This window comes from uncultured Agrobacterium sp. (assembly GCA_913777615.1).
Taxonomy (GTDB): domain Bacteria; phylum Pseudomonadota; class Alphaproteobacteria; order Rhizobiales; family Rhizobiaceae; genus Agrobacterium.
The window spans coordinates 207,854-232,547 of sequence record CAJYTK010000011.1; the positions used below are offsets into that span (position 1 = coordinate 207,854).

A 24,694-nucleotide genomic window follows, 5' to 3' on the forward strand; every position below is an offset into this window, starting at 1 on the left:
TCATGTGGCCGGGTTGCCGATCATCCGCAGGTGTCGGATTTCGACCGGCTTTGCCAGCAGTCTGTCTATCTGCGATAGAAGCGGCACAAGATGCGGCATTTTCATGTGCTGGTCGAGGTCTTCCTGGCTCCTCCAGTTCTCGTAGAAAACGAAGACACAGTCATCGGCCGCGTCCACATGGAAATCATAGTTGATGCAGCCAACTTCCGCCCGCGTCGGAGCTACCTGATTACTGAGGATGGCCTGTAGTTCATCGCGGTATTCGGGACGGGCCTTTACTGTTCCGATAATGGTGACGGTCATGATGCTGTCTTCTTCTGGCTGAGGGCGACGGCCAGGATGATGATGCCGCCGCGGGCGATCAACTGCTGGCTGAATTCCAGACCCATCAGAATGAGGCCGTTGTTGATAAGCCCGATCATCAAGGCCCCGACGATGGTACCGACCACGGTACCCTTCCCGCCGAACAGGCTGGTGCCGCCAAGCACCGCCGCTGCGATGACCGAGAGTTCGTCACCCTCGCCAAGCTGGAAGCGGCCTGATTGCAGACGCCCTGCATACAGCATGCCTGCCAGAGCCGCCGCACAGGACGACATTACCAGAACCTTGAATTTGATGTTGCGGGTATCGATACCGGAATAGCGTGCAGCGGTTTCGCCGCCGCCGGTCGCGAGCACACGGCGACCAAATCCTGTGCGCCGCAGCACCATATGGCCGATGACGCCAAGCATGAGCATCCACACCAGCAGCACGGGAATCCGACCAAGATTGCCACCGCCGAACAGCCACGAATAGCCGGGCGAAAGGATCGGAACCGCAGCGGTCGCGGAAATCCACATGGCGACGCCCTTGGCGATGCCCATCATCGCCAGCGTCGTGAGAAAGGATGGAATGCCGACGCGCGTGGTCAGCCAGCCGTTGAAGGACCCGACCGCTAGACCTGTGGCAATCCCTGCCAGCACGCCTGCAAAAGGTCCGCCGACGGCTATCGCCATGGCGACGGTCACCGTCGTCAGGCCTGCCACCGCGCCGACCGAGAGATCGATCTCGCCCGCCGACAGCACGAAGGTGATGGCTATTGCCATGACAGCGATCATCGCCGTCTGGCGCACGATGTTGAGCAGATTGTTGGCTGTCAGGAAGCCCTTGTCGTTCAGCGTCACCGCGAACACGACAAAGATGGCGATGAAGCCGATATAAATGATGTTCTGGCGCCAGTTGGCGGCGAAAGCCTTAAGCATTGATCGTCTCCTGGGCTGCGAGCGCCCGCTGTATTTCGGTCTGGAGCTTTTGCTCCGCTGCCTGCAGGCGATGCGCCGGGTCGTCCACCGCCACTGCCGGATCGTCGAAAGCCTCGCGGGGAAGGTCCGAGTGAACGCGTCCATCCGCCATGACGAGAATGCGGTCGCAAGCGGTCAACAGTTCCGAAAGCTCCGAGGAGATCATGATGATGGCCTTGCCGGAGGCGGCAAGATCCCGCACCAGACGAATGATCTCCGACTTCGAGCCTATGTCGATTCCGGCTGTCGGTTCGTCGAGAATGAGTATGTCGGGATCTGTGGCCAGCCACTTGCCGATCACCACCTTCTGCTGGTTGCCGCCGGATAGCGTGGCCACCGCGTGGTCGCGGCTCGCCGTTTTGATCGAAAGCCGCGCAATCTGCCTGTCCGTGAGGTCGACCACGGCCTTGCGGTCGACCACACCGGCACGCGACAGCCGTTCGATGACCGCGAGCACCATGTTCGATGCCACCGAATGCGCAGGAATAATGCCCTGGGTGGCCCGCGCCTCTGGAACCAGCGCCACGCCGTTGTCGATCGCATCGCCGGGCTTACGGATCGAGACCTCCCTGCCCTTGATGCTGATCGTGCCGCTTGCAGCAGGATCGATACCGGCGAGCAGCCGCGCAAGCGAAGACCGTCCAGAACCCAGAAGCCCGGCCAGGCCGAGGACTTCGCCGGCGTGGAGCGCGAAGGACACATGCTCAGGCTTGTGCGCACCGCTCAGATTGCTGACCTCCAGCAAGACCTTTCCCCTGACGGAAGAGCCGCGCACGACGTCCGAAAGTCCTTTCGAGCGCTTGCCGACGATATGCTCGATCATGGTGTCGATCGGCAGTTCGGAAAGCGGCGCGGTGACGACGTGCCGGCCGTCACGCAGAATGGTGGCGCGGTCGGCGATGCGGGCGATCTCGTCCATGCGGTGGCTGACATAGATGATTGCGACACCCTCGGCCTTCAGCTTTTGAAGGAAGACGAAGAGGCGTTCGACGTCGGAGACCGCGAGCGCCGTCGAGGGCTCGTCCAAAACGAGAACCTTCGCATCCTGCGAAATCGCCTTGGCGATCTCGGTCAACTGCTTCTGGCCGGCACCGAGATCGCCGACCAGGGCGCGGGGATCGACCGAGACCTCAAGCCGCGCAAAAAGTTCAGCGGCGCGGCGCTCCGCGTCCGCATCGTTGATCAATCCGGTGCCGGTGCGGCTTTCACGCGTCAGGAACACGTTCTGCGCCACCGTCAGCGTCGGGATAAGGCTCATTTCCTGGTAGTTCATGGCAATGCCGGCGTCACGTGATTCTTCCGGCGTGTGAGCCGTCAATGCGCGTCCGGCGACGACGACCGTGCCCTGATCAGGCCGATGAACCCCGTTCAGTATCTTCAGGATCGTGGATTTGCCAGCGCCGTTGCCGCCCAACAGGGCATGAACCTCGCCGGGCAACACCTCGAGATCGACGCCTTCAAGGGCGCGGACGCCCCCGAAGGATTTCGAAATGCCTGTCATCCGAACGGCTGCGGCGCTGTCGTTCATCCCACCTTCTCCCATACACCCGACTCACCGGAGCGGATAAAAGCATCCGCGACAAGTTCGGTCAGCAGGCCGTCTTCAAAATTGGGGCTCGGCTGCTTGCCCTTCGCGATCGCCTGGAAGAAGTCGTAGCACTCGACGATCTTCGTTTCCGAATATCCGATGCCAAGTCCCGGGATCGGCCAGAGACCGCCACCATAGGGGTGCGCCGGGCCGGTATACACGGTGCGGAAGCCGCGCGCATCAGCCGGGTCGTCCGCAAACATGACCTGCAACTCGTCACGGCGTTCGTAGTTGAAGTGAATCGAGCCCTTTGTACCGTGGATTTCGAGCGTGATGAAATTGTTGCGCCCATAGGCATTGCGGGTCGCCTCAAGGCTACCGATCGCACCATTGGCAAATTTCAGCATGGATACGACTTCGTCGTCCACATCCACGTCGCCACGTTCAGCGTCGGCCGCTTTTTCCGCCGCACCAAGTTTGTCGATACCGCCCTGTTGAAGCGGACGGGTCTTGTTGTAGGTCGTGGTCAGCGCGATGACCTCCGCAATCGGCCCTGCCAGATAGTGCGCGAGATCGACCACATGGGTGCCGATATCGCCGACCGCGCCCGAGCCTGCGATCTTCTTCTGGAAGCGCCAGGAAAGCGGTGAATCCGGATCCGCCGACCAGTCCTGCAGATAGGTGCCACGGAAATTGAGGATGCGACCGATCCGACCCTCATCGATGTACTTCTTCGCCAGAGCAACGGCTGGGGTGCGACGGTAGTTGAAGGCCACCATGTTGATCACGCCGGCTTGTTTGACCGCTTCGGCCATGGCGCGGGCTTCTTCCACGGTGCGAGCCAACGGCTTCTCGCAGATGATATGCTTGCCGGCCTTTGCCGCCTCTATGGCGATCTCAGCATGGACATTGTTCGGCGTGCAGATATCGACAACGTCAACATCCGGCCGGTTGACCGTGGCGCGCCAATCCGAGGAAGCTTCCTCGAAACCGAAGCGTTGGCGGGCTTCCTCGGCCATGCCGTCCGTCACATCCACTACCACCTTGCGGTGCGGGATCGCCGGAGCCGGCCAAAAGAACATCGGCATAGCGGCATAGGCCATGGCATGCGCCTTGCCCATGAAGCCGCCGCCAATCATGGCGACGTTCATCACTTTCGTCATCGAGGTATCTCCTAATTTGGTGCAGCCACACGCTGCTCAACATGCCGGCAGGATCAGCGATCGCCTTACCGGGGCTCTCCTGGCGCGGCGCGGTTTTTCCGCACCGCGCGCTATAAGCGATTTAGTTGCCGAGGCTGGACTTGACGTTGGCGGTCGCTTCGGTCGAATAGACCGTCTTCCACGCATCTAGCAGGCTGTCGCGGGTGACAGGCAGAGCCGGCAGGGCGACGAAGGCTGGGGCTGTCTTGCCCAGAAGGGCATAGCCGGCAAGCTTGGCTTCCACGACGCCCGCATCATAGGGCCGCTGGGCGCCGAGGCCCTTGACGAAACTGTTCTGCGCCATCGAGATCGCCACGTTTTCGCCGAGGTCGATCGTGGTGATGATCAGGTCGTCTCGGCCGGCATTTCGCGCTGCGGCGATGACGCCTTCGGCGGGCACGTCCCAGACCGCCCAGATGCCCTTGACGTTCGGGTTGGACGTCAGAATTGCGCCGGCGGCCTTTTCTGCGTCACCGGAGAAATCCGGGCCGCCGATGCCCTGCTCGGCTACGATCTTGATATCGGGATAGTCCGACGCGATGGTTTTCTTGAAGGCGTCATAGCGCTGCTTGGTAACGAAGAAATCCGCAGCGTGGAACACCAGGCCGATATCGCCCTTTCCACCGAGTGCCTTTGCCATCAGATGGGCGGAAGCAACGCCATTACCGTAATTGTCGGCGGAGACGACGGAGACATAATCCTTGCCAGCCTTGAAGCCGGCAGGCACATTATCCATGAACACCAGCTTGGTGCCAGCGTCCGCTGCGGCCTTGTAGGCCGAGGCCGTCGAAGTCGGATCGGTTGGGATGGAAACGATGATATTCGGCTTCTGCGCCATGATGGTTTCGAGGTCGGCCACCTGCTTTTCGGGCTTGAAGCCGGCATCCGTGACCGCAATGACCTTGATGCCCATGGCCGCGAACTGCGTCTGCAAGCCGTTGATCTGCGCGCGAGACCAGTCATTGCCGCCGTAATGCATGACGATGGCAGCCGTGGCACCCATTGCCTTGACCTTGGCAAGTTCCTCGGCGGTCAGCGAGACGCCGGAGGCGGGCGACGGGTCTTCACCCGACGGTCCCTTCGACAGCACCGATTCCTGCAGCTTGGCGAGCGCGGTATCGGGATCGGCGGCAAATGTCGGGGCCGCGATGGACAGCACTGCCGCGATGGCCGCGGAGCACAAAAGAATGCGTCTGGTAATCATGGTTTCCTCCCGTGGATGGGGCACAGCCCCGGTGGCCTTCAATCCGTCTTGAGATCGGCCGATTTCAGATAAGTCATACTGGCACGAGCGCCCTCCAGCGGATCGGTCCAGGCATCGAGTTCCGCGCAGATCCAGCCGGCAAAGCCGATCTCGCGCAAGGCGGCAATAATGCCGTCGGTCGGTACGTCACCACGATCAAGAGGCGTGAAGGCAAACGGCTCGCGCTGCAGGCCCTTGAGGTGGACATAGGAAATACGGGACGCATGATCGCGTATAAGCTGCGCAGGATCGCCGCCTGCTGCTGCGAGATGCGCCGTGTCCGGGCAGAAATCGATACACGTCAGGCCGAAGATCTTTGCGACCTCCTCCGGTCCCTCCACGATTGTGGAGAGGTGGGGATGATAATGGCCGCGCAAACCGTGTGCGCTCGCAATTTCCCCTACCCGATCAAGCGCTGCCGCGAGCTTGTGAAAATCCGCCTCCCGCGTTCCGTCGAAACGCTTTGCGCCGCCGCCGACAACGAGATGCGGAGCACCGAGTTCGGCGGCCCGTTCCGCAGCGCGCGTCACGCGGGCCAACTCCTCCGGAAGGATATCGTCGAAGATGAAGTTTCCGCCAGCATATGCGGCGACAATGCTCAAACCATTGTCGGACAGCAGGGCACGCATATCCGCCGTGGAGAAATCGAGCAGGTTGCCATCGAAAAGCTCCACGCCTTCATATCCTGCCGCTGCAATATCGGCGAAGGCACGCCTCATGTCACCGAAGGTCCGGTAAGAGAGCTGTGTAATCGAGGTGACGCCAACGGCACTTCCGCCGAGCTCCCCCCAGCAATTGGCATGATAAGCCAGCTTGCAACGCTCCATGGTCATCTCCTCCTCAAGACATTTCCACCTTATATCGGTTTGAGTGCGCCTTTAAACCACTTATGTCAACATTTAAAATGCATTTATCGGCAAACTTATGCTGTTTTAATACAAAAGTTTGTTGTTGCACGTCTCAAGGTGAGGATTTATCAAGGGTTATCCGCTTGGTTCGGGGGGTGAAAGGAATAGATATGCCTGCTACGGCGAAGATGGACGCCGATATGCACACGCGACGAAAGGGGCGTCCGCGCACGGCGGAAACGGCTGCGCCCAGCCTTGTGGAAATTCTTAACCTAGTGCGCACGGAAAAGGCTACGACCCGTCAGGAACTGGAGCGTGAAAGCGAACTCGGCCGCGCCGTGGTGGCAGATCGCCTGGGGACGCTCGCCGAACTTCGGCTCGTTGATGAGAGCGAGCTTGGGACGGCTACAGGCGGTCGGGCGCCGCGGCTCGTGCGGTTCTCCGCAAATCGCGGCAGCATCCTCGTCGCCACCCTCGACCAGACTGCACTTGGCGTCGGCCTTGCCGATCTCGGTGGCCATCTGAGGATGGAACATCACGAGGCAGCGGACCTGACGCAACCTGTCTCTACGCTGCTCGACCGGCTCACCATGCTGTTTCGCTGGATCCTCGATATGCAGCCGGACGCCGGCGAGCTATGGGGCATTTCCATCTCGGTGCCTGGCGTCGTGACCGACGCTGGCGAAAGCTTTTTTCAGACTGGCACACCCCCGGTGCTGCCGGGATGGGAGAGCTTTCCGCTGGTCGAGAAACTGGTCGAGGGATTCGACGTTCCCGTCTGGCTGCGGTCCAGCGTCGAGACCATGACCATGGGTGAATTTCACTCCGGCGCTGGCGTCGGCCACCGGGCGATGCTGTTCGTCAAGATCGGTAAACGTATCGGCGCTGGGCTGGTCAGCGACGGTGCGCTGTTCCGGGGCGCACAAGGCGCGGTCGGCTTGATCGGCTCCGTGCCGGTGAGTTCGGGTGAGAGGCACGGTACGCTGGAGACCATGGCCGGCTCGGAGGCAATAATTCGTGACGGCCGGTTACAGGCGGAGAAGGGCTTGAGCCCGATCCTCGCCGAGCATGCCCGGCGCGGCGCCGAGATCACGGCGGTCGAAGTGGCGCAGGCGGCGCATATGGGCGACGCGGCGGCCATCGATATCCTCTCGCAAAGCGGGCGTATGATCGGCCAGGTCGTGGCGACGCTTGCAAACATGCTGAACCCGGAACTGATCGTGCTCTCCGGGTCGATCGCTCAGAGCAACGATATCCTGCTGGCAGCCGCTCGCGAGGCCATCTATGGCGCATCCCACCCGTTGGTCAGTCGCGACCTACAGATCATCCGCTCACAGATGGGCAGTTCCTCCGGCCTCGTCGGGGCTGCTATCGTGGCGACGGAAAGCCTGTTCTCGCCAGCCGTTCTCCGTGACTGGATTATGGCAGGGCGCCCGCAGGCGCATCCACAATTCGAGGCCGTTCGCGGCCGATTAGAGGCGCAGACCGCAGCCGTTGCAGCGGTCATGCCGCCGCCCAAAACTTGAGGCGTGTCGATGGTGATTGAAGGACTTGGTCCCCATGGCGAACGCGCATCCGCACCAGAGCGGGTCTTGCTTCTTCCTGAGGACAAGGCACGGGCACGGGCTGCGGGCTTACGCATTGCCATCGTCCTGCATACGCTGGCGAGCGACTGGGCCAAGCAGCAACTGGCCGGTATCGTCGGAACGCTCGGCGACTGCGGTGTGGCAGTTATCGATGTCGTCGACTGCGGTTTCACGCCCGAGGTGCAGATCGAGGCGCTGGACCGTCTGATCCGCGAAGCACCGGACGCCATCATTTCGCTCCCGGTCGCCAATGCCAAGGTCGCCACGGCCCATGCGCGCGTTTCCGCCGCCGGAATCAAGCTCGTGCTGCTTGATAATGTCCCGACTGGTCTACTGCCGGGCAAGGATTACGTATCGCTGATTTCAGCAGACAACTTCGGTCTCGGCAAGATGGCAGCAGAAGGTCTCGCGCCCCATCTCGGCGAGGAAGCCGAGGTCGGTGTGCTCGGATACGAATCGGATTTCTTCGCGACCAACGAGCGCGAGATCGCCTTTGTGAAATGGATGCGTATCAACCGACCGCGCCACCGCCTGCATGTCGCCCGATTCCCTTCCCTCACGGAGGCGGGCGCGACGGCTTCGGCGTTAGCAAAAAAGCTTCCGGACCTAAAAGGGCTGTTCGTGGTCTGGGATACGCCGGCCATCGCGGCGGCGGCCGCTCTCGTCTCCGCTGGCCTGTCTGTTCCGATCGCCACAGTCGACCTCGGCAAGGAGGCGGCCATCAGCCTCTCGGGCGGCGGGCCAATTGTAACAATTGCCGCCCAGCAGCCATTCCGGCAGGGGCAGACGGCCGCCTCGACAACGGTAACCGCTCTCCTCAGTCGCCTTACGCCAGCCTGGGTAGCCCTGCCCGGCGTTGCGGTAACTGCCACAAATGTGGTGGAATCGTTCCAGACGATCTGGCGGTCTCCGGCGCCTCGAGAAGTCTTGAGGCAGCAGAAACTTCTCCGCTGAGTTTGGCTCATCTGACGATTTTGTTGCGAGGCGATCCTTCGTCGGTCCAAAAATTGGACTGATGAGACCAGAACCCGGATTGGTCTCATGCGATGGGCTCCGTGCCGCCACACGCACAACTTCGGTGCGCTGCGTGATATCCCACCCTTTTGCGCGTAAAGTTCAGCGCATCGATCCGGAAATAATTGCCGCTTTAGCGCCCTGTTGACTGAGGCCCAAAGCCAGGGCACAAATGAGATATCCATGGTCGCTCGCGACGGGGAAAACACAGGGAATTTCAAGACTAACCCACTAAGCTATTGAAATCATGTGAGAATCCAGGTTCCCCAGCCAATTCTCCCGAAAAGCCCTTAATTCCTTGATTTTCCAGTCGTGCCGGATATCGTTTTGGCATCATTGGCGACCTGATGGCATCGTCAACTAAACGAGCCTGGCCATGGCTGTGAGATGACAGGGCTTGATAGACCGTGACTCGCTGTACCGCCGCCATCGCTTCCCGTCGAGATCATAGCGCACGCTGTCTGGCTCTTACTTCGGTTTTCCTCTCAGCCTACGAATGGTCGAGGACATGCTTGCGGCACGAGGGATCATTGTCTCGCATCAAACAGTCTGGCTGTGGGAAGAGAAATTCGGGCGGGACTTCGCCAGCGAAATCCGTCGCCGTTCAGTTGGTCGGCTCAGCGACAAGTGGCATCTCGATGAGGCAGTCGTTTCGATCCGTGGCAAGAAGCGCTGGCTCTGGCGTGCTGGCGATCAGGACGGCTTCGTGCTCGAGGTTCTGGTGAACAGCCGCCTAAATGCGAAGGCGTCCAGGCGCCAGATGCGCAAGCTGTCGAAGAGCCAGGGGGCGCGCCGCGGGTGATGATTACCGATAGGCTCCGGTCCTAAGACGCCGCAAAGCGCAAGATCATGCCAGGTGTTGAACATCGCTCTCGCGAGGGCTTGAACAATCGGGCAGAGCATTCCCATCAGCCAATCCGGCGGCGGGCTCGGATTATGAAACGCTTCAAGTCAAGGCGACACCTCCAGCGTTTCGTCTGTATCCACGATCCCATCGCCAAGCTGTTCCACATCCCCCGCCACGAGATCTCCTCCGGTCATCATCGCGAATTGCGTTCAGTGGCGATGAACCTGTGGGCGAAGATCGCCGAGCATGATCGGAGAAATAGGCCGGTGCAATGGCCTGCCCTTGTTGCGGTTAGGATTACGATGCCATCCAGATTCTGCTTGGTTACACCAAGATCGAGAACAGAGTTAGGTATCTCGGCGTCGACATTGAGGATGCACTAGCACTGGCCGAACGGACGGAAATTTAAAGGGGGACGGCTCTGCACGTTGTTGGCCACGCCCGACTCTCGCGTGAGCCTCTCGAAAGACTCTATCCGCTTCGCGCGTTCTTCTCAGACCTAGAGGTCGCCGCGTGAGATACCGGAAGGCGGACATGGATCACGAATGCGCGGCAGCCTCTCTAAGGCCTCGTCGCAAAATGCCCAAAGCTGCAATCCAATGCTTCGGTGGACAAACCGTAACCCAGATGCGTTTGAAGAGGCCAGTTATGAGCACGGTAGTGGTTTACCCTTAGCGGCAGCGTAAATTGAACCGACGCGCTACACCACCTCGATCCGCCTACCGTCCTCGTAAGCGCTTCTTAGCCAATCATTGCCTGGCTCGAAGATGGTTCGGACGATGGTGGCCAGCGAGCCTTAAGCTTCATACAATTTGCGAAGAAAATTCTCAGAACTCAGCACAAGCGCAACAGATTTCTTCATATTTACTAAAATTAAAGTCACCCGGCCAATCCGTGGAGTACAGCCTGCAAATATCGGCAGGGTTTTGATTGTCTCGTCTCGGAAAGGGTCTGACCATGCAAATCTTCAATTCTACTTCGCAGCTTGTCTGGACAGCGGTCAATAAGTCGCTGGCCATCATTGAGTTCGGAATGGACGGTGTTGTTCTGCAGGCAAATGAAAATTTCTGCGGGCTTATGGGCTACAAGCCGCACGAAATTGTCGGCTCACATCATAGCATGTTCATTGATCAGGCTGAGGCCCTTTCTCCGGAATATCGGGATTTCTGGGCCAAACTCAACAGAGGCGAGTTTGACCATCGTCTCTACAAGCGTGTTGCAAAGAACGGCCGCGAGGTATGGATTGAAGCATCCTACAATCCGATCATGCGCTCTGGTCGGCCCGTCAAAGTGGTCAAGGTTGCGACCGACGTAACCGAGCGTCAGCTTCGCTCGGCCGACCATGCCGGCAAAATCAATGCGATCGACCGCGCCCAGGCGGTGATTGAGTTTACCCCGCTCGGCGAGATTTTGGATGCCAACCGGAATTTTCTCGACGCCATGGGGTACACAATTGAGGAGATCAGGGGACGCCACCACTCGATGTTCTGCCAAGCAAGCTACGTCGAAAGCGAGGACTATCGCAACTTTTGGAGCCGACTGGCGCAAGGCAGCTATATTTCAGACGAATTTCTGCGGATCGGAAAGAACGGTAGAAAGGTCTATATTCAGGCGACCTATAACCCGATCTTTGACGCTTCAGGCAGTGTCTACAAGGTCGTAAAGTTTGCGACTGACGTCTCCCAGCGTGTACAAGACGTTGAAGCCCTGGCGCAGGCCCTTAGGCAGCTCTCCGTCGGAGATTTGACGCAACGCCTGGGCACGCCCTTCATCCGGGCCCTTGAACCATTGCGGACAGACTTCAATCTCGTGACCCGCAAACTGCATGACTCCATGTCTGCAATTGCTGAGAACGCCTCGGCGATCGCGGCAGCCTCTCAGCAGATCAGGAATGCTTCCGATGACCTTTACCGGCGTACAGAACAGCAGGCAGCCTCTGTCGAAGAGACGGCCGCCGCGCTTGAGGAGATTACGACCACTGTCACCGATTCCAGCCAGCGTGCCCACGAAGCTGGCACTCTCGCCCGGTTGACGAAGGAGAATGCTGAGCGTTCCGGCGTCGTTGTCGGTCAGGCCATTGACGCTATGGGGCGAATTGAAAGTTCCGCCAGCGAGATTGCAAGCATCATCGGCGTGATTGACGAGATCGCATTTCAGACCAACCTCTTGGCACTGAACGCAGGCGTCGAGGCTGCCCGGGCCGGTGAGGCCGGCAAGGGCTTTGCGGTGGTCGCACAGGAAGTGCGCGAACTTGCGCAGCGTTCCGCCAAGGCTGCCAAGGAAATCAAAGGCCTGATTATGGCATCCAACGAACATGTCAATCATGGTGTGGCCTACGTGAACAATACAGGCAAGGCTCTGTCGGAAATCGTTACGCAGGTCGTGCAGGTCGACTCAAACGTAGCAGCGATCGTTGAAGCCTCACGCGAGCAGGCGACGGGTTTGCAGGAGATCAACACGGCAGTAAACACAATCGATCAGGGTACACAGCAGAATGCTGCCATGGTCGAAGAGACTTCTGCGGCATCGCATTCGCTCGCCAAAGAGGCCGAGGAGTTGTTCCAGCAGCTGAGCAAGTTCCGGCTTGATGACGGCGTTCGCTCTCGCGATCGCGCCGTCCCTGCTGTGCAGCGTACAAATCAACCCAAGATCGGAGAAACGAGGCGACGTGGTCCGAAGCTTGTTCGTACATTCTCCGGAGGTAATGCACTCGCCGCCGAGGCTTGGGAAGATTTTTGATCATCGCGCAATCGTGTCAGAGCCACCAGCCTGATTCAGTTCCGTCAATCTTGATCCGCGTCGGACCGAGCACAGCCAATCGGCATGTGTTCGGGCGCGTGGGGCGCGTTCCTCCCATCACGATGCACGCATGTGCTGTCTTCGCCGCAGCGTGCACAAAGTCCCTTACGAAATCCCTGTAATGCCACATGCCGGCGTGGCGCGTTCCTATGAGCGTCGTGAGCACAATGACCAAGACAATGAAATACAGTTTCATCAGTTTGCAATCAGCTATGGTCAGTGACCTTTGTCAGCTCGATGATTTCAAACGATGCAATTGTTCGGTTTTCGCAGGAGATACAGCATCCTCTGAAGTGAAAGATTTTATCTGGCTTGATTTCGACGGCCTCGAATATCTGCAGGCAGACTATCTACAGCACGTGGATCTCGGCTTTGACAGACCTGAGGATGCCTTCGTCTTTTACTTGCCTCTTCGAGGCGGCATGGAAATTGATCAAAAATACGGTCGCGTTGTTGCTGGAACCGGACCGACAGCCGTTACGGCCCAGGACTGCCGCAGGATCCGCTTCACCCCGCTCCGCCGCCATATTCGAATTTCCATTGCACGCAAAAAGCTCATGGCGCATCTAAAACTCAAAGGGGGCGGCGCGATCCACACACCCTTGGCCTTTGAACAAAGCCCTACTGTCAACCACCTGTCGCATGTCCTAGGTAGCATGGTGTTCGCCAGCTTCGCTGCGGTGTCTGGCAACAATGGCGCGTTTGAAGAGCGACTTTCTGCGCTAGGCGGCATGATTGAGGCAGCGGTGCTGTACCTTTGGCCGCACAATTACGCCGAGTTGGTCAAATCCCAAAACCACACAATTCTTCCGATGTCGGTGAAACTGGCGATGGATATCATCGCTGCGGATCCGTTCCGACCCCTCGCAATTCTTGATCTTGCGCGCGAATGCGGTGTAAGTATCCGGACCCTCCAATACGGGTTCAAGGCTTTCGCGTCCTGCACGCCACGAGAATTCGTGCTGCAGCGACGCATGCAGCAACTAAAGCAGTGCGCGAGCGATCAAGACGACCTCGCCAAACTCAAAACGAGAGTTGGATTGGACCGGCTTCGATACCTCAATCAGCGATATGAGAACATGAATGGTCGACCTCTCGTTGAGTGGTCGTGCCTCACGGTTGGAAACGTTGAATGAAGTCCAGACCGTCATTGGCGGTGTCGCGCCCCATTTCGCTTCCTTACTTGGTCAATGTGGTTCAGTCAGATGAGCCGGAAACGGCCAGCCACCCTGAACCTGGCTGGCTTCGGTTCCGCTTTTTTCGGTCTGCTCGCAGGCCGGATACCGGTGACAGTTCGCTGTCTTGCGTGACCTGTATCCTGCCTCCCCATCCGACCTTCCCCCAGGATGCCGAAATCTGTTTCGACGTCAGATGTGAGGCTCTGATGTCTGCTGCTTCCGATTTGCTCCAGCGGAGGGTCTTCAGCGCGCCGCAGTTTTCGGATCAGCCTGACGATTTGCATCTCGTCTTGGAGTCTGTCGCCAACATCCTTCATCTTGCCGCGCGTCGAGCCTCAAGTCGAGTGGACGGACACCAGATTGAGGTATCGCTCTTCTTCGAGAGCGTCCTTCGGCTCATCGTCCTTTATTGGCCAAACAGCGAAACAGCTGAGATCGAGCTGGGGCCTGCTCGACGGCCGCCACAGGCACTGAGGCAAGCGCTTGCTTATATTGTTTCCAAGCGAGGCGTCGTCGAGAGCGCAAAGTCGGTGGCCAACAACTCCGGCACGGGGTTGCGAACGCTCGAGAAGCTGTTCAGTCACTGGGTTGGCGTTGGTGTCGCGCGCTACGCCAAGATCATGCGATTGAGTTTGCTAGACGAGCAGCAGGCGATCACGCATTCGGATTTCGCCTCCCTTGCGCCGGTGTACCGCTTCTCCAACGTTTCGAGGCTCCGTCAGGAGCTATCAAAACGCGACTGGGCAACGAAGACGGGTATCCTGCCGCAAAATCTCTATCGAGCGCTTTCGAACCGGAAGACACCACAAGATCCCGTGGTTCAGGCTCGTGCCTCATCAGCTCTGACAAAAGGAAACTCGAATGCATGATCTGCCGATCTATGATGGGGAGCCGAAGGTGGAGCCAGTCGTGCTCTTGGTTGAGGACTCAGCAGCCCTCTCGCGTTTGCTCCGCCTTTCGATATCTCAGAAGCTTGATTGCTCTGTCATCGAGTGCAAGTCCTATGCTGAAGCTGTGGCGACGATTTCTGCGGCACAGGTTACGGTCGCAGTGACGGGGCTTAACCTGCCGGACGCACCCAGTGGACAGATTCTTCATCTGCTCTCGGAAAACAAGATCCCGACAATTCTGTTCTCCGCCTCGGTCGTCGAGGATCTAGTGCTGAACTATGCCTCTCGTCGACTTATCGACTATATCGTCAAAGAGAGCCCGGGAGCTGTAGACCGCGTTGCGGCCACTGTCTGCCGGGTCGTCGCCAACGGCTCCACCTCGGCGCTCGTTGTAGACGACATGACCGCCGCGCGGTCGGAACTGGTTTCCTTTCTGCGTCGGCAAAACTTTCGGGTATTTGCGGCACGCACCGGGCGCGACGCGCTTCGGATTTTAGCTGAGAACCCCGGTGTGGAGATCGTCGTGACCGACTATTTCATGCCTGACATGGATGGTTTCGAACTCACCAAGCAGATCCGGCGCCGCTTCACATCAGACCGTATGCGGATCATCGGCGTCTCTGCGTCGGGTGATCGGCACCTGTCAGCTTCCTTTCTCAAGGCCGGCGCGTCCGACTTCATATACCGCCCATTTCTCCCCGAAGAGCTGCAGTGCAGGATCGACAACAATGTCGAGACACTGCTTCAGCTAAAGCGTTTAAGATATCTGGCCGAGCGCGATCCGCTCACCTCTCTCTATAATCGTCGCGCCTTCTTTGAGCAGGCCGATGCTCATCTGCGAAGCCTGTCTCGTCCACAAGAAGGTGGCTCGACTGGGACGGTCGCAATCATCGACATCGACCACTTCAAATCAATCAATGATAACTATGGTCACGAAATCGGCGACATCGTTTTGAAGACCCTGGCTGCGACCTTCCAGGAAATCTCCCAATCTGCGGAGGTGGTCACGTCGCGGTTGGGAGGCGAAGAATTTGCGTTACTCATGCGCACTCATAGTCTGACGCAGGGCATAGCGATCCTGGAAAAAATGCTGGCGGAAATTCGCGAAATTCGATTTACGTCCACGAAGGGCGAGTTCACCGTGACAGCTTCCGCCGGGATCGTGGAAATTGAGGTCGGCGAAAGCCTCGACAACCAATTGAATGCGGCCGACCAGATGCTCTATCTCGCGAAGAAACAGGGACGCAACCAAATCTGCAGCAATCTTCTGTTTAGCCCGCCGGCCTAGCCTAGCAAGATACACAAGGCCGGTGGAGAACGACGTCGAACCCCATCTATGGTCTGGCGCCGGGCAACAGCGCGACCCATCTGGGTATGGACCTCGGACAGATCGTGCCTCAGGCCTCAGACACTTGGCGGTTGCACTTGTGAGAGTTGAGCATTACTTACGCCGCGAATGGCAAGGGTTCTGACCTTATCTAGGTTGCTTCTGGACACCGGCACTTCGACACCGGAGGTCAGCGATACTCGGAGCCCGCGCCCGTCGTTTACAACACTTTGAATTGCCGAATAGGATACCCAATGGCTTCTGTGAGTTTGTAAACCCAGCTGAGCGGGCATCTGCGACAGTACGCCCTTCATGGTGAAGGCCTCAAAGTAGGTTGATTGGGCCGTATAGATCCTGACATAGTTTCCTTCAGCGCGTATATGCAGGATCAAGGACGCTGGAATACGTGTGCCGCCAATCACCACTGTGTGATGTTGGTCGATGACACGTTCTGCCAAAACAGGAGACGCTGGGGTCATCGTTGCCTGAGCGGCACCATCTGGTTCTTTTTTAACATTGATTTGCGTTGACGAAGGTATGTCGTCCTGCGCACGCAGTTGTAAAAGGATACGTGGAATGACAACGCTCCACAGGTAGATACTGACGTGCACAATAATGACGATGTAAAAGGCATAAAGAAAAGCACTTGGGGCGCTAAACAAATCAGGACGCTGGCGATTTACGGCCACCAGCCAGTATGTGGTGAAGAGGCTCATAAATGCGCCGGTCAAGTCAAAGATGATTGAGTGAACCTTGTGAACGAGTCCCCGTGTGACAGCCCATGCCAGGGCAATCAATGTCGCCCACGCCCCGAACAGACCAACCACGCTGGACAAAAAGTAAATTGCCGTACGCAGCCACATGGGCATTCCCAGTGTCCACGGCTGCTGGTTCATCGCAACCGTCATCAGAGACAGCCCAGAATATGTCAGCAGGATCCATGGATGTAGGAAGACGCCCGTCACTTCCTGGCGAGAAATGCTGATTGATTTCCCCGTGATCAGCGTGACATCAAACCTGTCGATCGGGTTGTTCTTGTTCATCGCCTGGTCGCTTCAGCGTGGTTTGGTTTTCGGTTTCTCGCGCCATGATGATTGACGGGCATCGACGAAACACCACTGAATTGCATCGGTGCTTCGCGTCTGCACTAAACCTATCTTGTATTGGGCGCTTGCAAGATTTGACATTCGGTCGTGCACGTATTCCGATCGCAAGACTTCCGTCAATACATCTAGATAGACCAATACCCGAAGTTTCCAGCCTTCGCGCTAGGCAATGCTAGTGCCCTGGGTGCTTGCACCTGTAGAGCCGCACCCGCAGGGTGATGCCCCTGTGACTGAAACGGCAACAGGCTACCTTTCGTCGTCCGCTACCGAAGTGTGTCTCCAAAGAGGCGAATTCGGATACACAGCTTGAATGTCTGACCGTATCGCCGGCCCAACCGTCCGCCCTGGATAGGTTGCGATGCGCGCATCCAATCGGTCGCGAATTGCATGAGACACCAAGTCATCGAGGTTGGTAAGCAACTCGTCCATGACGAAATGTCCGGCTTCTTCAGTTCGCCAATTTACAGCGCAATTTGAAAGATTTGGCTGGCATAGGCGCAGCCTATCGAGATCAATGGTGTCGTTAGAGATCTGCGACCGAGACGCCTGAGCCGGGATGCGCGCAACAACTGATCACTTTGAAGACCTCTCGCGGTGATCCGATCGGCCATCGGTAAGCAGATAACGGCCATCAGAGACGTCGAGCTATGACCAACACAAGTCTGGACCATTTACAGTATTGCTCTATGGCCGAGGCGACATCGAGAGAGATCGCCGACATGTGTGGACAGAGCCAATTCTGGTTCAGCCAGCACCAGGGCCAGGATCAGGCGCTGCTGAGCGAAGTAAGGCATCTGCGATGGCAGGACTGTGAGCTGTTGAGCGCCACGCATCTTAATGAAACGCGGGTATCGATCCGTCAGTCGGACGATGTCATCGCCTTTCTCCTGCCATCAGATGGGCAAGTTGAGGTCTCACTGAAGTCAAGGCGGACGCTGCGCACCAACGGCGCGGTTGCCTTTCCTCGGTCGCATTGCCGCGGGATGAAGCTTGCGGCTGGAAAGAGGCAGATACACCTCGGTATTCCAAGTCGCCGATTCTACCGGCACATCAAGTCAATTCACGGTCAGGCTTTCAAAACGCCAATAGATTTTGAGGAAACCCCAAAACTTGATGAGCAAATGCTGGACTGCATCGTTGGTTTGATCGAGGTAGTCTTCCAGGACGTTGAAGCCGGTCTCCTTGGGTCAGCGCTTCTTGCCAACAGGATTGAGGCGCTGGAAATATGCCTTTTGGCGGTCTGGCCAAACAGTCTGTGGCACAATCACACCGATGGGCCACCGAGTGTTGCGCCTCGCCATGTTCGTTCGGCGATCGGGACGATCCATGCTGACCCTTTCGCCCAATTCAGTATGTCTGCCCTTGCCAATAGCGGAAATGTCAGCGTCCGCACGCTTCAGAACGGGTTTCGGCAATTCACGTCACTATCGATCTCTGAGTTCGTGACCCGCTCCCGACTGAGAGCAGTCGAGGAAAGAGCGGGTGATCAGATGTTCATCGAAGCCATACGAAACAGGGTCGGTGCAGGTGCCTTCAGGAGGCTCAATCTGGAATACAGGATTAGATACGGACGAAACATCAGCGATCGATAAAGCCTGGCTGGATCATGGTTTCGGGAGCGGTTCGTTGAACTTTACAACAAGGATACATCAGAATTCGAAGCCTTCGAATGTGGCTTTCAGCGCTCACCATTCTCACGAAGGCACGGAATTTGTCTTCATTTTACGCGAAGGTCTGGACTGGGAATGCGCGTCAACATCATCGCGGATCGTCTTTGCGCGCGACGGGATCGAATTTAGGTCAATTGGCCCACAAATCCATCTCACAATCTCTCACGATAGAATGAGAGGGATCTTCGTGGAAATCCTCAATAGAAAGGTCTTTTCGCCGGTTGTCTTCGAACCGCATGTTGCCTGTCTCTCAGCCTCAGTCGTGCGTGTCGCAGCGATCCTTCGGAGGCTGCTTGTAAAGTTTGAGGGTACTAAGGTCGGCGACCTTCTTCCAGACGCCATGCTCCACAATCTCGCCCGGCTAGTAGCGCATGTTTGGCCCAGCACCAACAGTCAAGAGTTGAGCCTCTCGCCCGACCAGCAGCCACCGATCGCACTACGTCTAGCGCTCGACTACATCTATTCGAGGCGTGGGCTAGTGAAAAGCGTTGTTGAAGTTGCGTCGGTGACCAATGTAAGTTTGCGAACTCTTGAAGCCGTATTCAAGGACAAAATGTCGATTGGAATCAGGAGTTACTGTAAATACGTCACGCTGAGACACATCACTGAGGAGCTTGAAAGCGGATATCGCACGATAAATCAGATTGCTCTCGAATTTGGCATATCAAACGTTTCAAGACTGAGATGGGAAATTGGCGAATATTCACGCAACGCCGTACATGATCTGTACCCTTGGGAATTTTACCGTATCACTCGGGCGCACACGTCAGGCATCCCTTGCACGGTCCAGCCCGCTCGAGGCCGCAGTTTGATGGAAGCCAGGTGACTTCGTCCAGCAAAGCGCAATTGTGATCATAACTCGTCAGACGCGACACCCCGTTACAGCGATAGCGAGACCAGTCTATCTGATGCGTGACTACCAGACGCTGTGGCGGCTGCGTTCCCCCAATGGGTGCCTGAAAACGGATAGTATCTGGTGGTCCCGAGCCGATTTTGCGAGACCCGTTTGAGCAGGAAGTAGAGAGCGTGGTCTCTGGCTGCGCTTCGCTTTGACTTTTGCTCACGGTGATCGACGCGAGTTGAATTCTGGCAGCTAGTCCTATTCAGCAATTGTAACCTGACAGTTCGCATGCGGCCCCATTCCAGCCGCCAACCTCAGAGTAGTTCATGTCTCCTATTGGCGCGGAGGGGCCGTCCGGGCACAAAGGTGGCATCCACGGTCGCTCGGAATGGGAAAACAAAGGCGATTTTTATGCTCTTCTTCTAAGCTTTTGAAATCATGTAAGAACCCACGCTCCCCAGCCAATTCTCACTAAATCTCCTTAATTCCTTGGTTTTGCATTCGGGCCGGATACCCTTTTTGGTGTGATGGGCGCCGCGATGCCCAGGCACTAGCGTGCCGCAGCCGCCCCTTTAAGCGAAGGCGGGGATTTTGCCATGGGCGTGCATCACGAGGTAGGAAATCTGAGCCTCGCGCGGAAACATCCCTACTAGCGTCGCTGGATTCCGAGCGCTTTAATGCATTTCCGTTCCGGTAGCCGGCTTTCACTCGGTCTTCATTATTTCCGTGAACGAAAGGCTTTGGCTCGGCAGGTTCGAAGAGGCACGCCATGGCGAAATCCAGGCGCTGGACCGGATGCGCGACTAGGGGGTAATCAAGGCGTGGAACTCGGAGTCACTAAGGCGGAGCCGGACAAGCTGCTGCTGGCGCTGGAACCGTGACGGTTTCTTGCTCGAGTGGCTTTCGTTATGGCTGAACCGCAGGTATGGTTCCTCAGCCTCCGGTGGAATTCGGGCATAGCTTGGTCCTAGACCATTGCTTCAACGAGACACCATTACGCTGTTGCAGACGGGCGACAAAGGTATAAGCTCGATCGGCAAGTTAAAGTCGACGAGAAGCGTCTTAGTTCACATCGTCAGGCAGCAGGGGGAGAGGCGCGACCTCTATCCCCTCCTCCAAAAGCGCCTTGGCATCTTCGAGTGATGCCTGACCGATAATGCCGCGCTCTTGCGCTTCTCCGTAATGGATCTTGCGGGCTTCTTCGGGGAATTTGTCGCCAACATCTTCGGCATTGGCCCGAACAGCGGCGACGGCTTCCCTAATCTTTGCCAGGACTTCCCGTTGCGCGGTGTCCATGGCAAGCGTCCGCATAGCATCCCTCTTGCGCGCGGTTGCGACGGAAGGGGCCATTAGCGTCTTGGTCACAGTGCGCGAGTTGCATACTGGGCACTCGATCAGCCCGCGTTCGACCTGGCTGTCGAAATCAGCGCTGCCGGAGAACCATCCCTCAAAGGCATGCGCATGGTCACAGGTCAGCGAGTAGCGTATCAAGCAAAATTACTCCGGGAGCGCGCGCCTGAAGCCACCGTGTCGAGCTGGAAATCGCGGGCATTCTTCAGATTTGGGATCTTGCCTCGGACGGCTGCGACCTCCTCAGGATCGATATCGGCCAGAATGACCTCCTCGCCAGAGCCGCCTGCGGCTGCCAGAACCTTGCCCCACGGATCGATGATCATCGAGTGACCAAACGTTTCACGCCCGTCTTCATGCGTTCCCCCTTGAGCAGCGGCAATCACAAATGCCCCGTTCTCGATAGCGCGGGCGCGCAAGAGAATTTCCCAGTGCGCTTCACCGGTTTGTTTGGTGAAGGCTGCGGGAACGGTCAGGACCTGAGCGCCGGCCACTGCCTCCGCACGGAAGAGCGTTGGAAAACGCACGTCGTAGCAGATCGCGAAGCCGAACGTCGCCAAAGGCAGTTCAGCAATCCTCGCCGCTTCACCGGGATGATAGGTCGCGCTTTCGCGCCAGCTTTCGCCATTATCGAGATCGACATCGAACATATGGATCTTGTCATAGGTGCAGATGCGACCGCCATCGGGCGCGAAGAGAAATCCGCGATTGGCGATCTTGCCATCGGGACGGGCAATCGCGGTGGAGCCAACATGGACGTAGATACCGAGTTCGCGAGAAAGGCGGGCGGCCGTGGCAACGATGATGTCGCACGCCTCATCTTTGAGGACGGCCTGCAGCGCGGTCCGATCGCGCTGTAGCGCACCGGTCATCTCCGGCGTCTGCACATAGACGGCGCCTTGGGCCACCGCCTCCCGCACTAGCCTCTCCATAGCTTCAGCGTTCTTTTTCGGGTCTGTTCCCGAGCACATCTGAATTGCAGCGGCCTTGAAGCTCATGTCTCTCTTCCCAATGTCATTTCGCATTTAATCGAATGTTATGCTGCAAGAAGCGGATCGAGCTTCCCATCCCGATCAAGCGCGTGGAGGTCGTCGCAACCGCCCACATGCTGGTCACCAATAAAAATCTGCGGAAAGGTGTTCCGGCCGGATTTATCCATCATCTCCTGACGATACTGAGCGTTCTCGGTCGCATTATATTCGGTGAAGTTCACGTTCTTGCTTTGCAACAAAGCCTTGGCGCGAGCGCAATAACCGCAGAAATCGCGCGTATAAATCGTTACGGATGCCATGTATCTGAACCTCCACAATGGTGCCTGAGACGTCAATTGGCATGTCATATAGGCCCGGATATAGCCCTTGCAAAGGTCAAAACCGTCACATCTGTCGCGCCGGATTTTTTCAACCGTTTTGCCGCCGCCGAGACGGTGGCGCCCGTCGTATAGACATCATCGACGAGAATAACGCGCTTGCCGAGAATATCGACCTCACTGCCCGGCGAAACCGCGAAGGCTCCCTTGACATTATTCCTGCGCGCAACGGCAGAAAGTCCAACCTGGCGGGTCGTCGACTTCACACGGATCAGCGTCGCGGGGAGATAAGGCTTGCCGGATATTGCGGCGAGATGGCGCGCGAGTTCGGCGGACTGGTTGAACCGGCGGGAGAAAAAGCGCCAACGATGAAGCGGAACCGGAAGAATGCAATCGCATTCACAGAGTGCCTCGCCACCTGCCCTAGCCATCCACATAGCCATCAACTCCGCAAGATCGGTACGATCCTGATACTTCAACTGATGAACGAGCCTGCGCGCCGGACCTTCGTGGATGGTGGCGGAGCGCAGACGATCAAAACTCGGTGGATCGGATATGGCTTCCGCGCTGACCATACCTTCACCGTGATCGTAGATGAAGGGCGTCCCCAAGACCTCACAATAGGGTCGCTCAATGAACTTGATCTCGGACCAGCATTGAAAACAGAAAGCCCCGGCGCCACCTGTGGCACGACTGCAACCGGCGCAGGCCGGTGGATAAATGAAGTCGCCGATGAGACGAAGCAGCCTGCGCAGTGGCTGCATGACAATCTGCCTTGGCATCATCGTGTTCCTTCCCCTCTATGCTTGACATTAATGGGAAAGGGGTGCCTCTGCGACAGCAAAGTTTTGACAGGTTCCCCATGGATATTCTCTTTGACCCGGCGCTTATCGAACGACATCGCCACCGCGCATGGCGGCTTGGAGATCGTCAAGCACATTTCCTGCTCGATATTGCCGCAACCGAAATTGCCGAACGTATTGCCATCGTCGAGCGCCATTTCGACAGCGCGATCGAACTACATGGCGCAACAGGCATCACCGCACGGCGCGTCCTGGAAACCGGCAAGGTCGGCTCGATAACCCGCATTGAGACCAGCCGCGATTTTCTGCCAGACGATGGGAGTGCAAAAGTCGCATCCCTCGAAGATTTGGCGCTCGAGCCCGCCTCCAGCAACCTCGTCATTTCACCGCTCTCCCTGCACCTGACGAATGACACGCCCGGCACGCTGATCCAGATCCGTAAGGCGCTGAAACCGGACGGCTTGTTTCTGGCCGCCCTTCCCGGCAGCGGAACCTTACAGGAGCTTCGGGACGTCCTTCTCGCTACGGAAGCGGAGTTGCTTGGAGGCGCAAGCCCGCGCGTCATCCCTTTTGCGGATGTGCGAGACATCGGTGCCCTGTTGCAACGTGCAGGTTTCGCCTTGCCTGTGACGGATACGGAAACCTATACGGTGCGCTACGATTCCATCTTCCCGCTTATGAGAGACTTGCGCGCCATGGGAATGGCAAATCCGCTGCTCGGGCGCAGCCGAACACCGCTGACCCGCCTCTTCTTCATGCGCGCCGCCGAAATCTATGCGCAACGATACAGCGATGCCGATGGCCGCATCAGAGCTACGTTCTCGATCATCTACATGTCAGGCTGGGCGCCGCATGAAAGCCAGCAGAAGCCACTGAAACCTGGTTCCGCCAATGTTCGCCTTGCCGATGTGCTCAAGGGTAAGAACTTGGACCAATCCTGAAATACGAGCGTGAATTCAAAAGAATAGAGCGTCCTTTTTGCCGCCAACGGGACGCGCTGCGCGCTACAGTTTTGGTCTGACCCTACACTCGGCAAATCTCATCCGTCTCAGCCGGCAGCACCCACCAAGGCATCTCGAATGACATTAAGGATCGTTTCCAGCCTATTTCCGATGTTTCCCACAGCCAAAATAATAACGCCGGCAATCAGGCCGACAATCATGCCGTATTCTATCGCTGTCGCTCCGCTATTACCAGCAATGAATTTCTGTAAATAACGCCAAATAATATTTTGCCCGTGCAAATCGAAAATCCTTGCCAAGCAGATGCCGTGCAGCATCTCGAGTAGACATGGCCATGACTATGCGCAGATAAAATGTTTATTTCGTTACTACGCTACGGTTGTACACCGCCAGCGACGCCCAAACGCAAGCATTACGATGCAAGGTTAATCGGATATTGATGAGAACGTGGCGATTTTATTGCTGGCGAACCTGTTTCAGGCGATCAGCAGTCGCGGCCGCTGGAATAACCATCCACAATGCAGACAGAGCCTGGTGTAGGCTGAGTGATGCTGCGACGAATACTGTAGCTCGTTGGCTGATCGCCCCGCTTGATAGAGCCGGTGCTGATCATATCGACATTGTCAGGCACCTGCGCAAAGCGGGCAGACGGAGTTTTCCCGGCCAGCATGGGCGTCACGATCAGTGAAAGCGCGATGGCCACCATTCCAAACAGAAGTGCAACATTCAAAACGCCGATCCGGCGTGACTTGGCGGAATAGGACTGGCGGTCCTCAACGGTTTTCCAGAAATCCTCATTCATAACTCGGCCTCGCTACGCGCCATTTACCAAATCGTCAGCCTTGAAATTTGCCAGAGCTTGCTAAACGATAGGTTAATGCCGTGCCGTTTCGGTACGTAAGAGACGCTGA

General features: G+C 57.4%; 21 protein-coding genes and 2 pseudogenes. 10 read left to right on the forward strand and 13 right to left on the reverse strand.

Annotation, left to right across the window (positions count from 1 at the left end; all coding sequences use genetic code 11):
* The 6 genes from QZ862_RS10090 to QZ862_RS10115 all read right to left on the reverse strand — a co-directional run bounded on the left by QZ862_RS10090 (position 1) and on the right by QZ862_RS10115 (position 6,080).
* Positions 1-303: a putative quinol monooxygenase gene (locus QZ862_RS10090; RefSeq protein ID WP_296039264.1), complete on the reverse strand. Its 303-nt coding sequence runs from the start codon at positions 301-303 to the stop codon at positions 1-3.
* Entirely contained in the window at positions 300-1,241 is a 942-nt protein-coding gene (locus tag QZ862_RS10095) for an ABC transporter permease (RefSeq protein WP_296099521.1), read from the reverse strand. The genes QZ862_RS10090 and QZ862_RS10095 overlap by 4 nt, the downstream gene beginning before the upstream one ends.
* Positions 1,234-2,808 carry a sugar ABC transporter ATP-binding protein gene (locus QZ862_RS10100; protein ID WP_296081329.1) on the reverse strand — a complete coding sequence of 525 codons (1,575 nt, stop codon included), beginning with the start codon at positions 2,806-2,808 and terminating at the stop codon, positions 1,234-1,236. The genes QZ862_RS10095 and QZ862_RS10100 overlap by 8 nt, the downstream gene beginning before the upstream one ends.
* Positions 2,805-3,971, reverse strand: a complete 1,167-nt coding sequence (locus tag QZ862_RS10105) for a Gfo/Idh/MocA family oxidoreductase (RefSeq protein WP_296099522.1) — start codon at positions 3,969-3,971, stop codon at positions 2,805-2,807. The genes QZ862_RS10100 and QZ862_RS10105 overlap by 4 nt, the downstream gene beginning before the upstream one ends.
* Before the next feature lie 121 nt (positions 3,972-4,092).
* Complete coding sequence (locus QZ862_RS10110; protein ID WP_296099524.1) at positions 4,093-5,214, reverse strand: substrate-binding domain-containing protein; 1,122 nt, start codon at positions 5,212-5,214, stop codon at positions 4,093-4,095.
* Between the two features lie 38 nt (positions 5,215-5,252).
* The gene (locus QZ862_RS10115) at positions 5,253-6,080 is read right to left on the reverse strand and encodes a sugar phosphate isomerase/epimerase family protein (protein WP_296099525.1); all 828 of its coding nucleotides are present in this window, start codon (positions 6,078-6,080) and stop codon (positions 5,253-5,255) included.
* Between the two features lie 191 nt (positions 6,081-6,271).
* Here QZ862_RS10115 and QZ862_RS10120 point away from each other — a divergent pair, with 191 nt between their 5' ends.
* The 8 genes and pseudogenes from QZ862_RS10120 to QZ862_RS10155 all read left to right on the forward strand — a co-directional run bounded on the left by QZ862_RS10120 (position 6,272) and on the right by QZ862_RS10155 (position 15,703).
* Positions 6,272-7,627: an ROK family protein gene (locus QZ862_RS10120; RefSeq protein ID WP_296099526.1), complete on the forward strand. Its 1,356-nt coding sequence runs from the start codon at positions 6,272-6,274 to the stop codon at positions 7,625-7,627.
* Positions 7,628-7,636: 9 nt separating this feature from the next.
* The gene (locus tag QZ862_RS10125) at positions 7,637-8,641 is read left to right on the forward strand and encodes a substrate-binding domain-containing protein (protein ID WP_296099528.1); all 1,005 of its coding nucleotides are present in this window, start codon (positions 7,637-7,639) and stop codon (positions 8,639-8,641) included.
* Positions 8,642-9,116: 475 nt separating this feature from the next.
* Positions 9,117-9,790, forward strand: a pseudogene (locus QZ862_RS10130) (IS6 family transposase); the annotation flags it as partial.
* 62 nt (positions 9,791-9,852) lie between these two features.
* Positions 9,853-9,957 (forward strand): annotated as a pseudogene (locus QZ862_RS10135) (integrase); the annotation flags it as partial.
* Between the two features lie 548 nt (positions 9,958-10,505).
* Positions 10,506-12,287, forward strand: a complete 1,782-nt coding sequence (locus tag QZ862_RS10140) for a PAS domain-containing methyl-accepting chemotaxis protein (RefSeq protein WP_296099532.1) — start codon at positions 10,506-10,508, stop codon at positions 12,285-12,287.
* A 209-nt stretch (positions 12,288-12,496) separates the two neighbouring features.
* On the forward strand, positions 12,497-13,483 hold the full coding sequence (locus tag QZ862_RS10145; RefSeq protein ID WP_296099536.1) for an AraC family transcriptional regulator: 987 nt from the start codon (positions 12,497-12,499) through the stop codon (positions 13,481-13,483).
* Positions 13,480-14,394: a hypothetical protein gene (locus tag QZ862_RS10150; protein WP_296099539.1), complete on the forward strand. Its 915-nt coding sequence runs from the start codon at positions 13,480-13,482 to the stop codon at positions 14,392-14,394. The genes QZ862_RS10145 and QZ862_RS10150 overlap by 4 nt, the downstream gene beginning before the upstream one ends.
* On the forward strand, positions 14,387-15,703 hold the full coding sequence (locus tag QZ862_RS10155) for a diguanylate cyclase (RefSeq protein WP_296099542.1): 1,317 nt from the start codon (positions 14,387-14,389) through the stop codon (positions 15,701-15,703). The genes QZ862_RS10150 and QZ862_RS10155 overlap by 8 nt, the downstream gene beginning before the upstream one ends.
* A 116-nt stretch (positions 15,704-15,819) precedes the next feature.
* Here QZ862_RS10155 and QZ862_RS10160 read toward each other — a convergent pair whose 3' ends face one another.
* Positions 15,820-16,785: a LytTR family DNA-binding domain-containing protein gene (locus QZ862_RS10160; protein WP_296099545.1), complete on the reverse strand. Its 966-nt coding sequence runs from the start codon at positions 16,783-16,785 to the stop codon at positions 15,820-15,822.
* Positions 16,786-17,495: 710 nt separating this feature from the next.
* On the opposite strand from QZ862_RS10160, the gene QZ862_RS10165 reads away from it, so the two are divergent.
* Entirely contained in the window at positions 17,496-18,440 is a 945-nt protein-coding gene (locus QZ862_RS10165) for a hypothetical protein (protein WP_296099547.1), read from the forward strand.
* A gap of 1,981 nt (positions 18,441-20,421) precedes the next feature.
* Here QZ862_RS10165 and QZ862_RS10170 read toward each other — a convergent pair.
* The 4 genes from QZ862_RS10170 to QZ862_RS10185 are packed head-to-tail and all read right to left on the reverse strand — an operon-like array spanning position 20,422 to position 22,800.
* The gene (locus QZ862_RS10170; RefSeq protein ID WP_296020637.1) at positions 20,422-20,850 is read right to left on the reverse strand and encodes a DUF1178 family protein; all 429 of its coding nucleotides are present in this window, start codon (positions 20,848-20,850) and stop codon (positions 20,422-20,424) included.
* Positions 20,847-21,707: a carbon-nitrogen hydrolase family protein gene (locus QZ862_RS10175; protein ID WP_296020635.1), complete on the reverse strand. Its 861-nt coding sequence runs from the start codon at positions 21,705-21,707 to the stop codon at positions 20,847-20,849. The genes QZ862_RS10170 and QZ862_RS10175 overlap by 4 nt, the downstream gene beginning before the upstream one ends.
* 38 nt (positions 21,708-21,745) lie before the next feature.
* The gene (gene grxC, locus QZ862_RS10180) at positions 21,746-22,000 is read right to left on the reverse strand and encodes a glutaredoxin 3 (RefSeq protein WP_296020633.1); all 255 of its coding nucleotides are present in this window, start codon (positions 21,998-22,000) and stop codon (positions 21,746-21,748) included.
* Positions 22,001-22,044: 44 nt separating this feature from the next.
* Positions 22,045-22,800 (reverse strand): ComF family protein, encoded by a 756-nt coding sequence (locus QZ862_RS10185; protein ID WP_296020630.1) that lies wholly within the window; start codon positions 22,798-22,800, stop codon positions 22,045-22,047.
* A gap of 80 nt (positions 22,801-22,880) precedes the next feature.
* Here QZ862_RS10185 and QZ862_RS10190 point away from each other — a divergent pair, with 80 nt between their 5' ends.
* Complete coding sequence (locus tag QZ862_RS10190) at positions 22,881-23,762, forward strand: methyltransferase domain-containing protein (RefSeq protein ID WP_296077447.1); 882 nt, start codon at positions 22,881-22,883, stop codon at positions 23,760-23,762.
* 107 nt (positions 23,763-23,869) lie between these two features.
* On the opposite strand, the gene QZ862_RS10195 is transcribed toward QZ862_RS10190, so the two are convergent.
* On the reverse strand, positions 23,870-24,100 hold the full coding sequence (locus QZ862_RS10195; protein WP_296099549.1) for a Flp family type IVb pilin: 231 nt from the start codon (positions 24,098-24,100) through the stop codon (positions 23,870-23,872).
* A gap of 167 nt (positions 24,101-24,267) precedes the next feature.
* On the reverse strand, positions 24,268-24,585 hold the full coding sequence (locus QZ862_RS10200) for a hypothetical protein (RefSeq protein ID WP_296020626.1): 318 nt from the start codon (positions 24,583-24,585) through the stop codon (positions 24,268-24,270).
* Between the last annotated feature and the right edge of the window lie 109 nt (positions 24,586-24,694).

What these genes read in the sequence shown, in the direction of transcription:
- QZ862_RS10090 (WP_296039264.1), bottom strand. Translation starts at nt 303, where the DNA reads ATGACCGTCACCATTATCGGAACAGTAAAGGCCCGTCCCGAATACCGC.
- QZ862_RS10095 (WP_296099521.1), bottom strand. Translation starts at nt 1,241, where the DNA reads ATGCTTAAGGCTTTCGCCGCCAACTGGCGCCAGAACATCATTTATATC.
- QZ862_RS10100 (WP_296081329.1), bottom strand. Translation starts at nt 2,808, where the DNA reads ATGAACGACAGCGCCGCAGCCGTTCGGATGACAGGCATTTCGAAATCC.
- QZ862_RS10105 (WP_296099522.1), bottom strand. Translation starts at nt 3,971, where the DNA reads ATGACGAAAGTGATGAACGTCGCCATGATTGGCGGCGGCTTCATGGGC.
- QZ862_RS10110 (WP_296099524.1), bottom strand. Translation starts at nt 5,214, where the DNA reads ATGATTACCAGACGCATTCTTTTGTGCTCCGCGGCCATCGCGGCAGTG.
- QZ862_RS10115 (WP_296099525.1), bottom strand. Translation starts at nt 6,080, where the DNA reads ATGGAGCGTTGCAAGCTGGCTTATCATGCCAATTGCTGGGGGGAGCTC.
- QZ862_RS10120 (WP_296099526.1), top strand. Translation starts at nt 6,272, where the DNA reads ATGCCTGCTACGGCGAAGATGGACGCCGATATGCACACGCGACGAAAG.
- QZ862_RS10125 (WP_296099528.1), top strand. Translation starts at nt 7,637, where the DNA reads ATGGTGATTGAAGGACTTGGTCCCCATGGCGAACGCGCATCCGCACCA.
- QZ862_RS10140 (WP_296099532.1), top strand. Translation starts at nt 10,506, where the DNA reads ATGCAAATCTTCAATTCTACTTCGCAGCTTGTCTGGACAGCGGTCAAT.
- QZ862_RS10145 (WP_296099536.1), top strand. Translation starts at nt 12,497, where the DNA reads ATGAGCGTCGTGAGCACAATGACCAAGACAATGAAATACAGTTTCATC.
- QZ862_RS10150 (WP_296099539.1), top strand. Translation starts at nt 13,480, where the DNA reads ATGAAGTCCAGACCGTCATTGGCGGTGTCGCGCCCCATTTCGCTTCCT.
- QZ862_RS10155 (WP_296099542.1), top strand. Translation starts at nt 14,387, where the DNA reads ATGCATGATCTGCCGATCTATGATGGGGAGCCGAAGGTGGAGCCAGTC.
- QZ862_RS10160 (WP_296099545.1), bottom strand. Translation starts at nt 16,785, where the DNA reads ATGAACAAGAACAACCCGATCGACAGGTTTGATGTCACGCTGATCACG.
- QZ862_RS10165 (WP_296099547.1), top strand. Translation starts at nt 17,496, where the DNA reads ATGACCAACACAAGTCTGGACCATTTACAGTATTGCTCTATGGCCGAG.
- QZ862_RS10175 (WP_296020635.1), bottom strand. Translation starts at nt 21,707, where the DNA reads ATGAGCTTCAAGGCCGCTGCAATTCAGATGTGCTCGGGAACAGACCCG.
- grxC (WP_296020633.1), bottom strand. Translation starts at nt 22,000, where the DNA reads ATGGCATCCGTAACGATTTATACGCGCGATTTCTGCGGTTATTGCGCT.
- QZ862_RS10185 (WP_296020630.1), bottom strand. Translation starts at nt 22,800, where the DNA reads ATGCCAAGGCAGATTGTCATGCAGCCACTGCGCAGGCTGCTTCGTCTC.
- QZ862_RS10190 (WP_296077447.1), top strand. Translation starts at nt 22,881, where the DNA reads ATGGATATTCTCTTTGACCCGGCGCTTATCGAACGACATCGCCACCGC.
- QZ862_RS10195 (WP_296099549.1), bottom strand. Translation starts at nt 24,100, where the DNA reads ATGCTGCACGGCATCTGCTTGGCAAGGATTTTCGATTTGCACGGGCAA.
- QZ862_RS10200 (WP_296020626.1), bottom strand. Translation starts at nt 24,585, where the DNA reads ATGAATGAGGATTTCTGGAAAACCGTTGAGGACCGCCAGTCCTATTCC.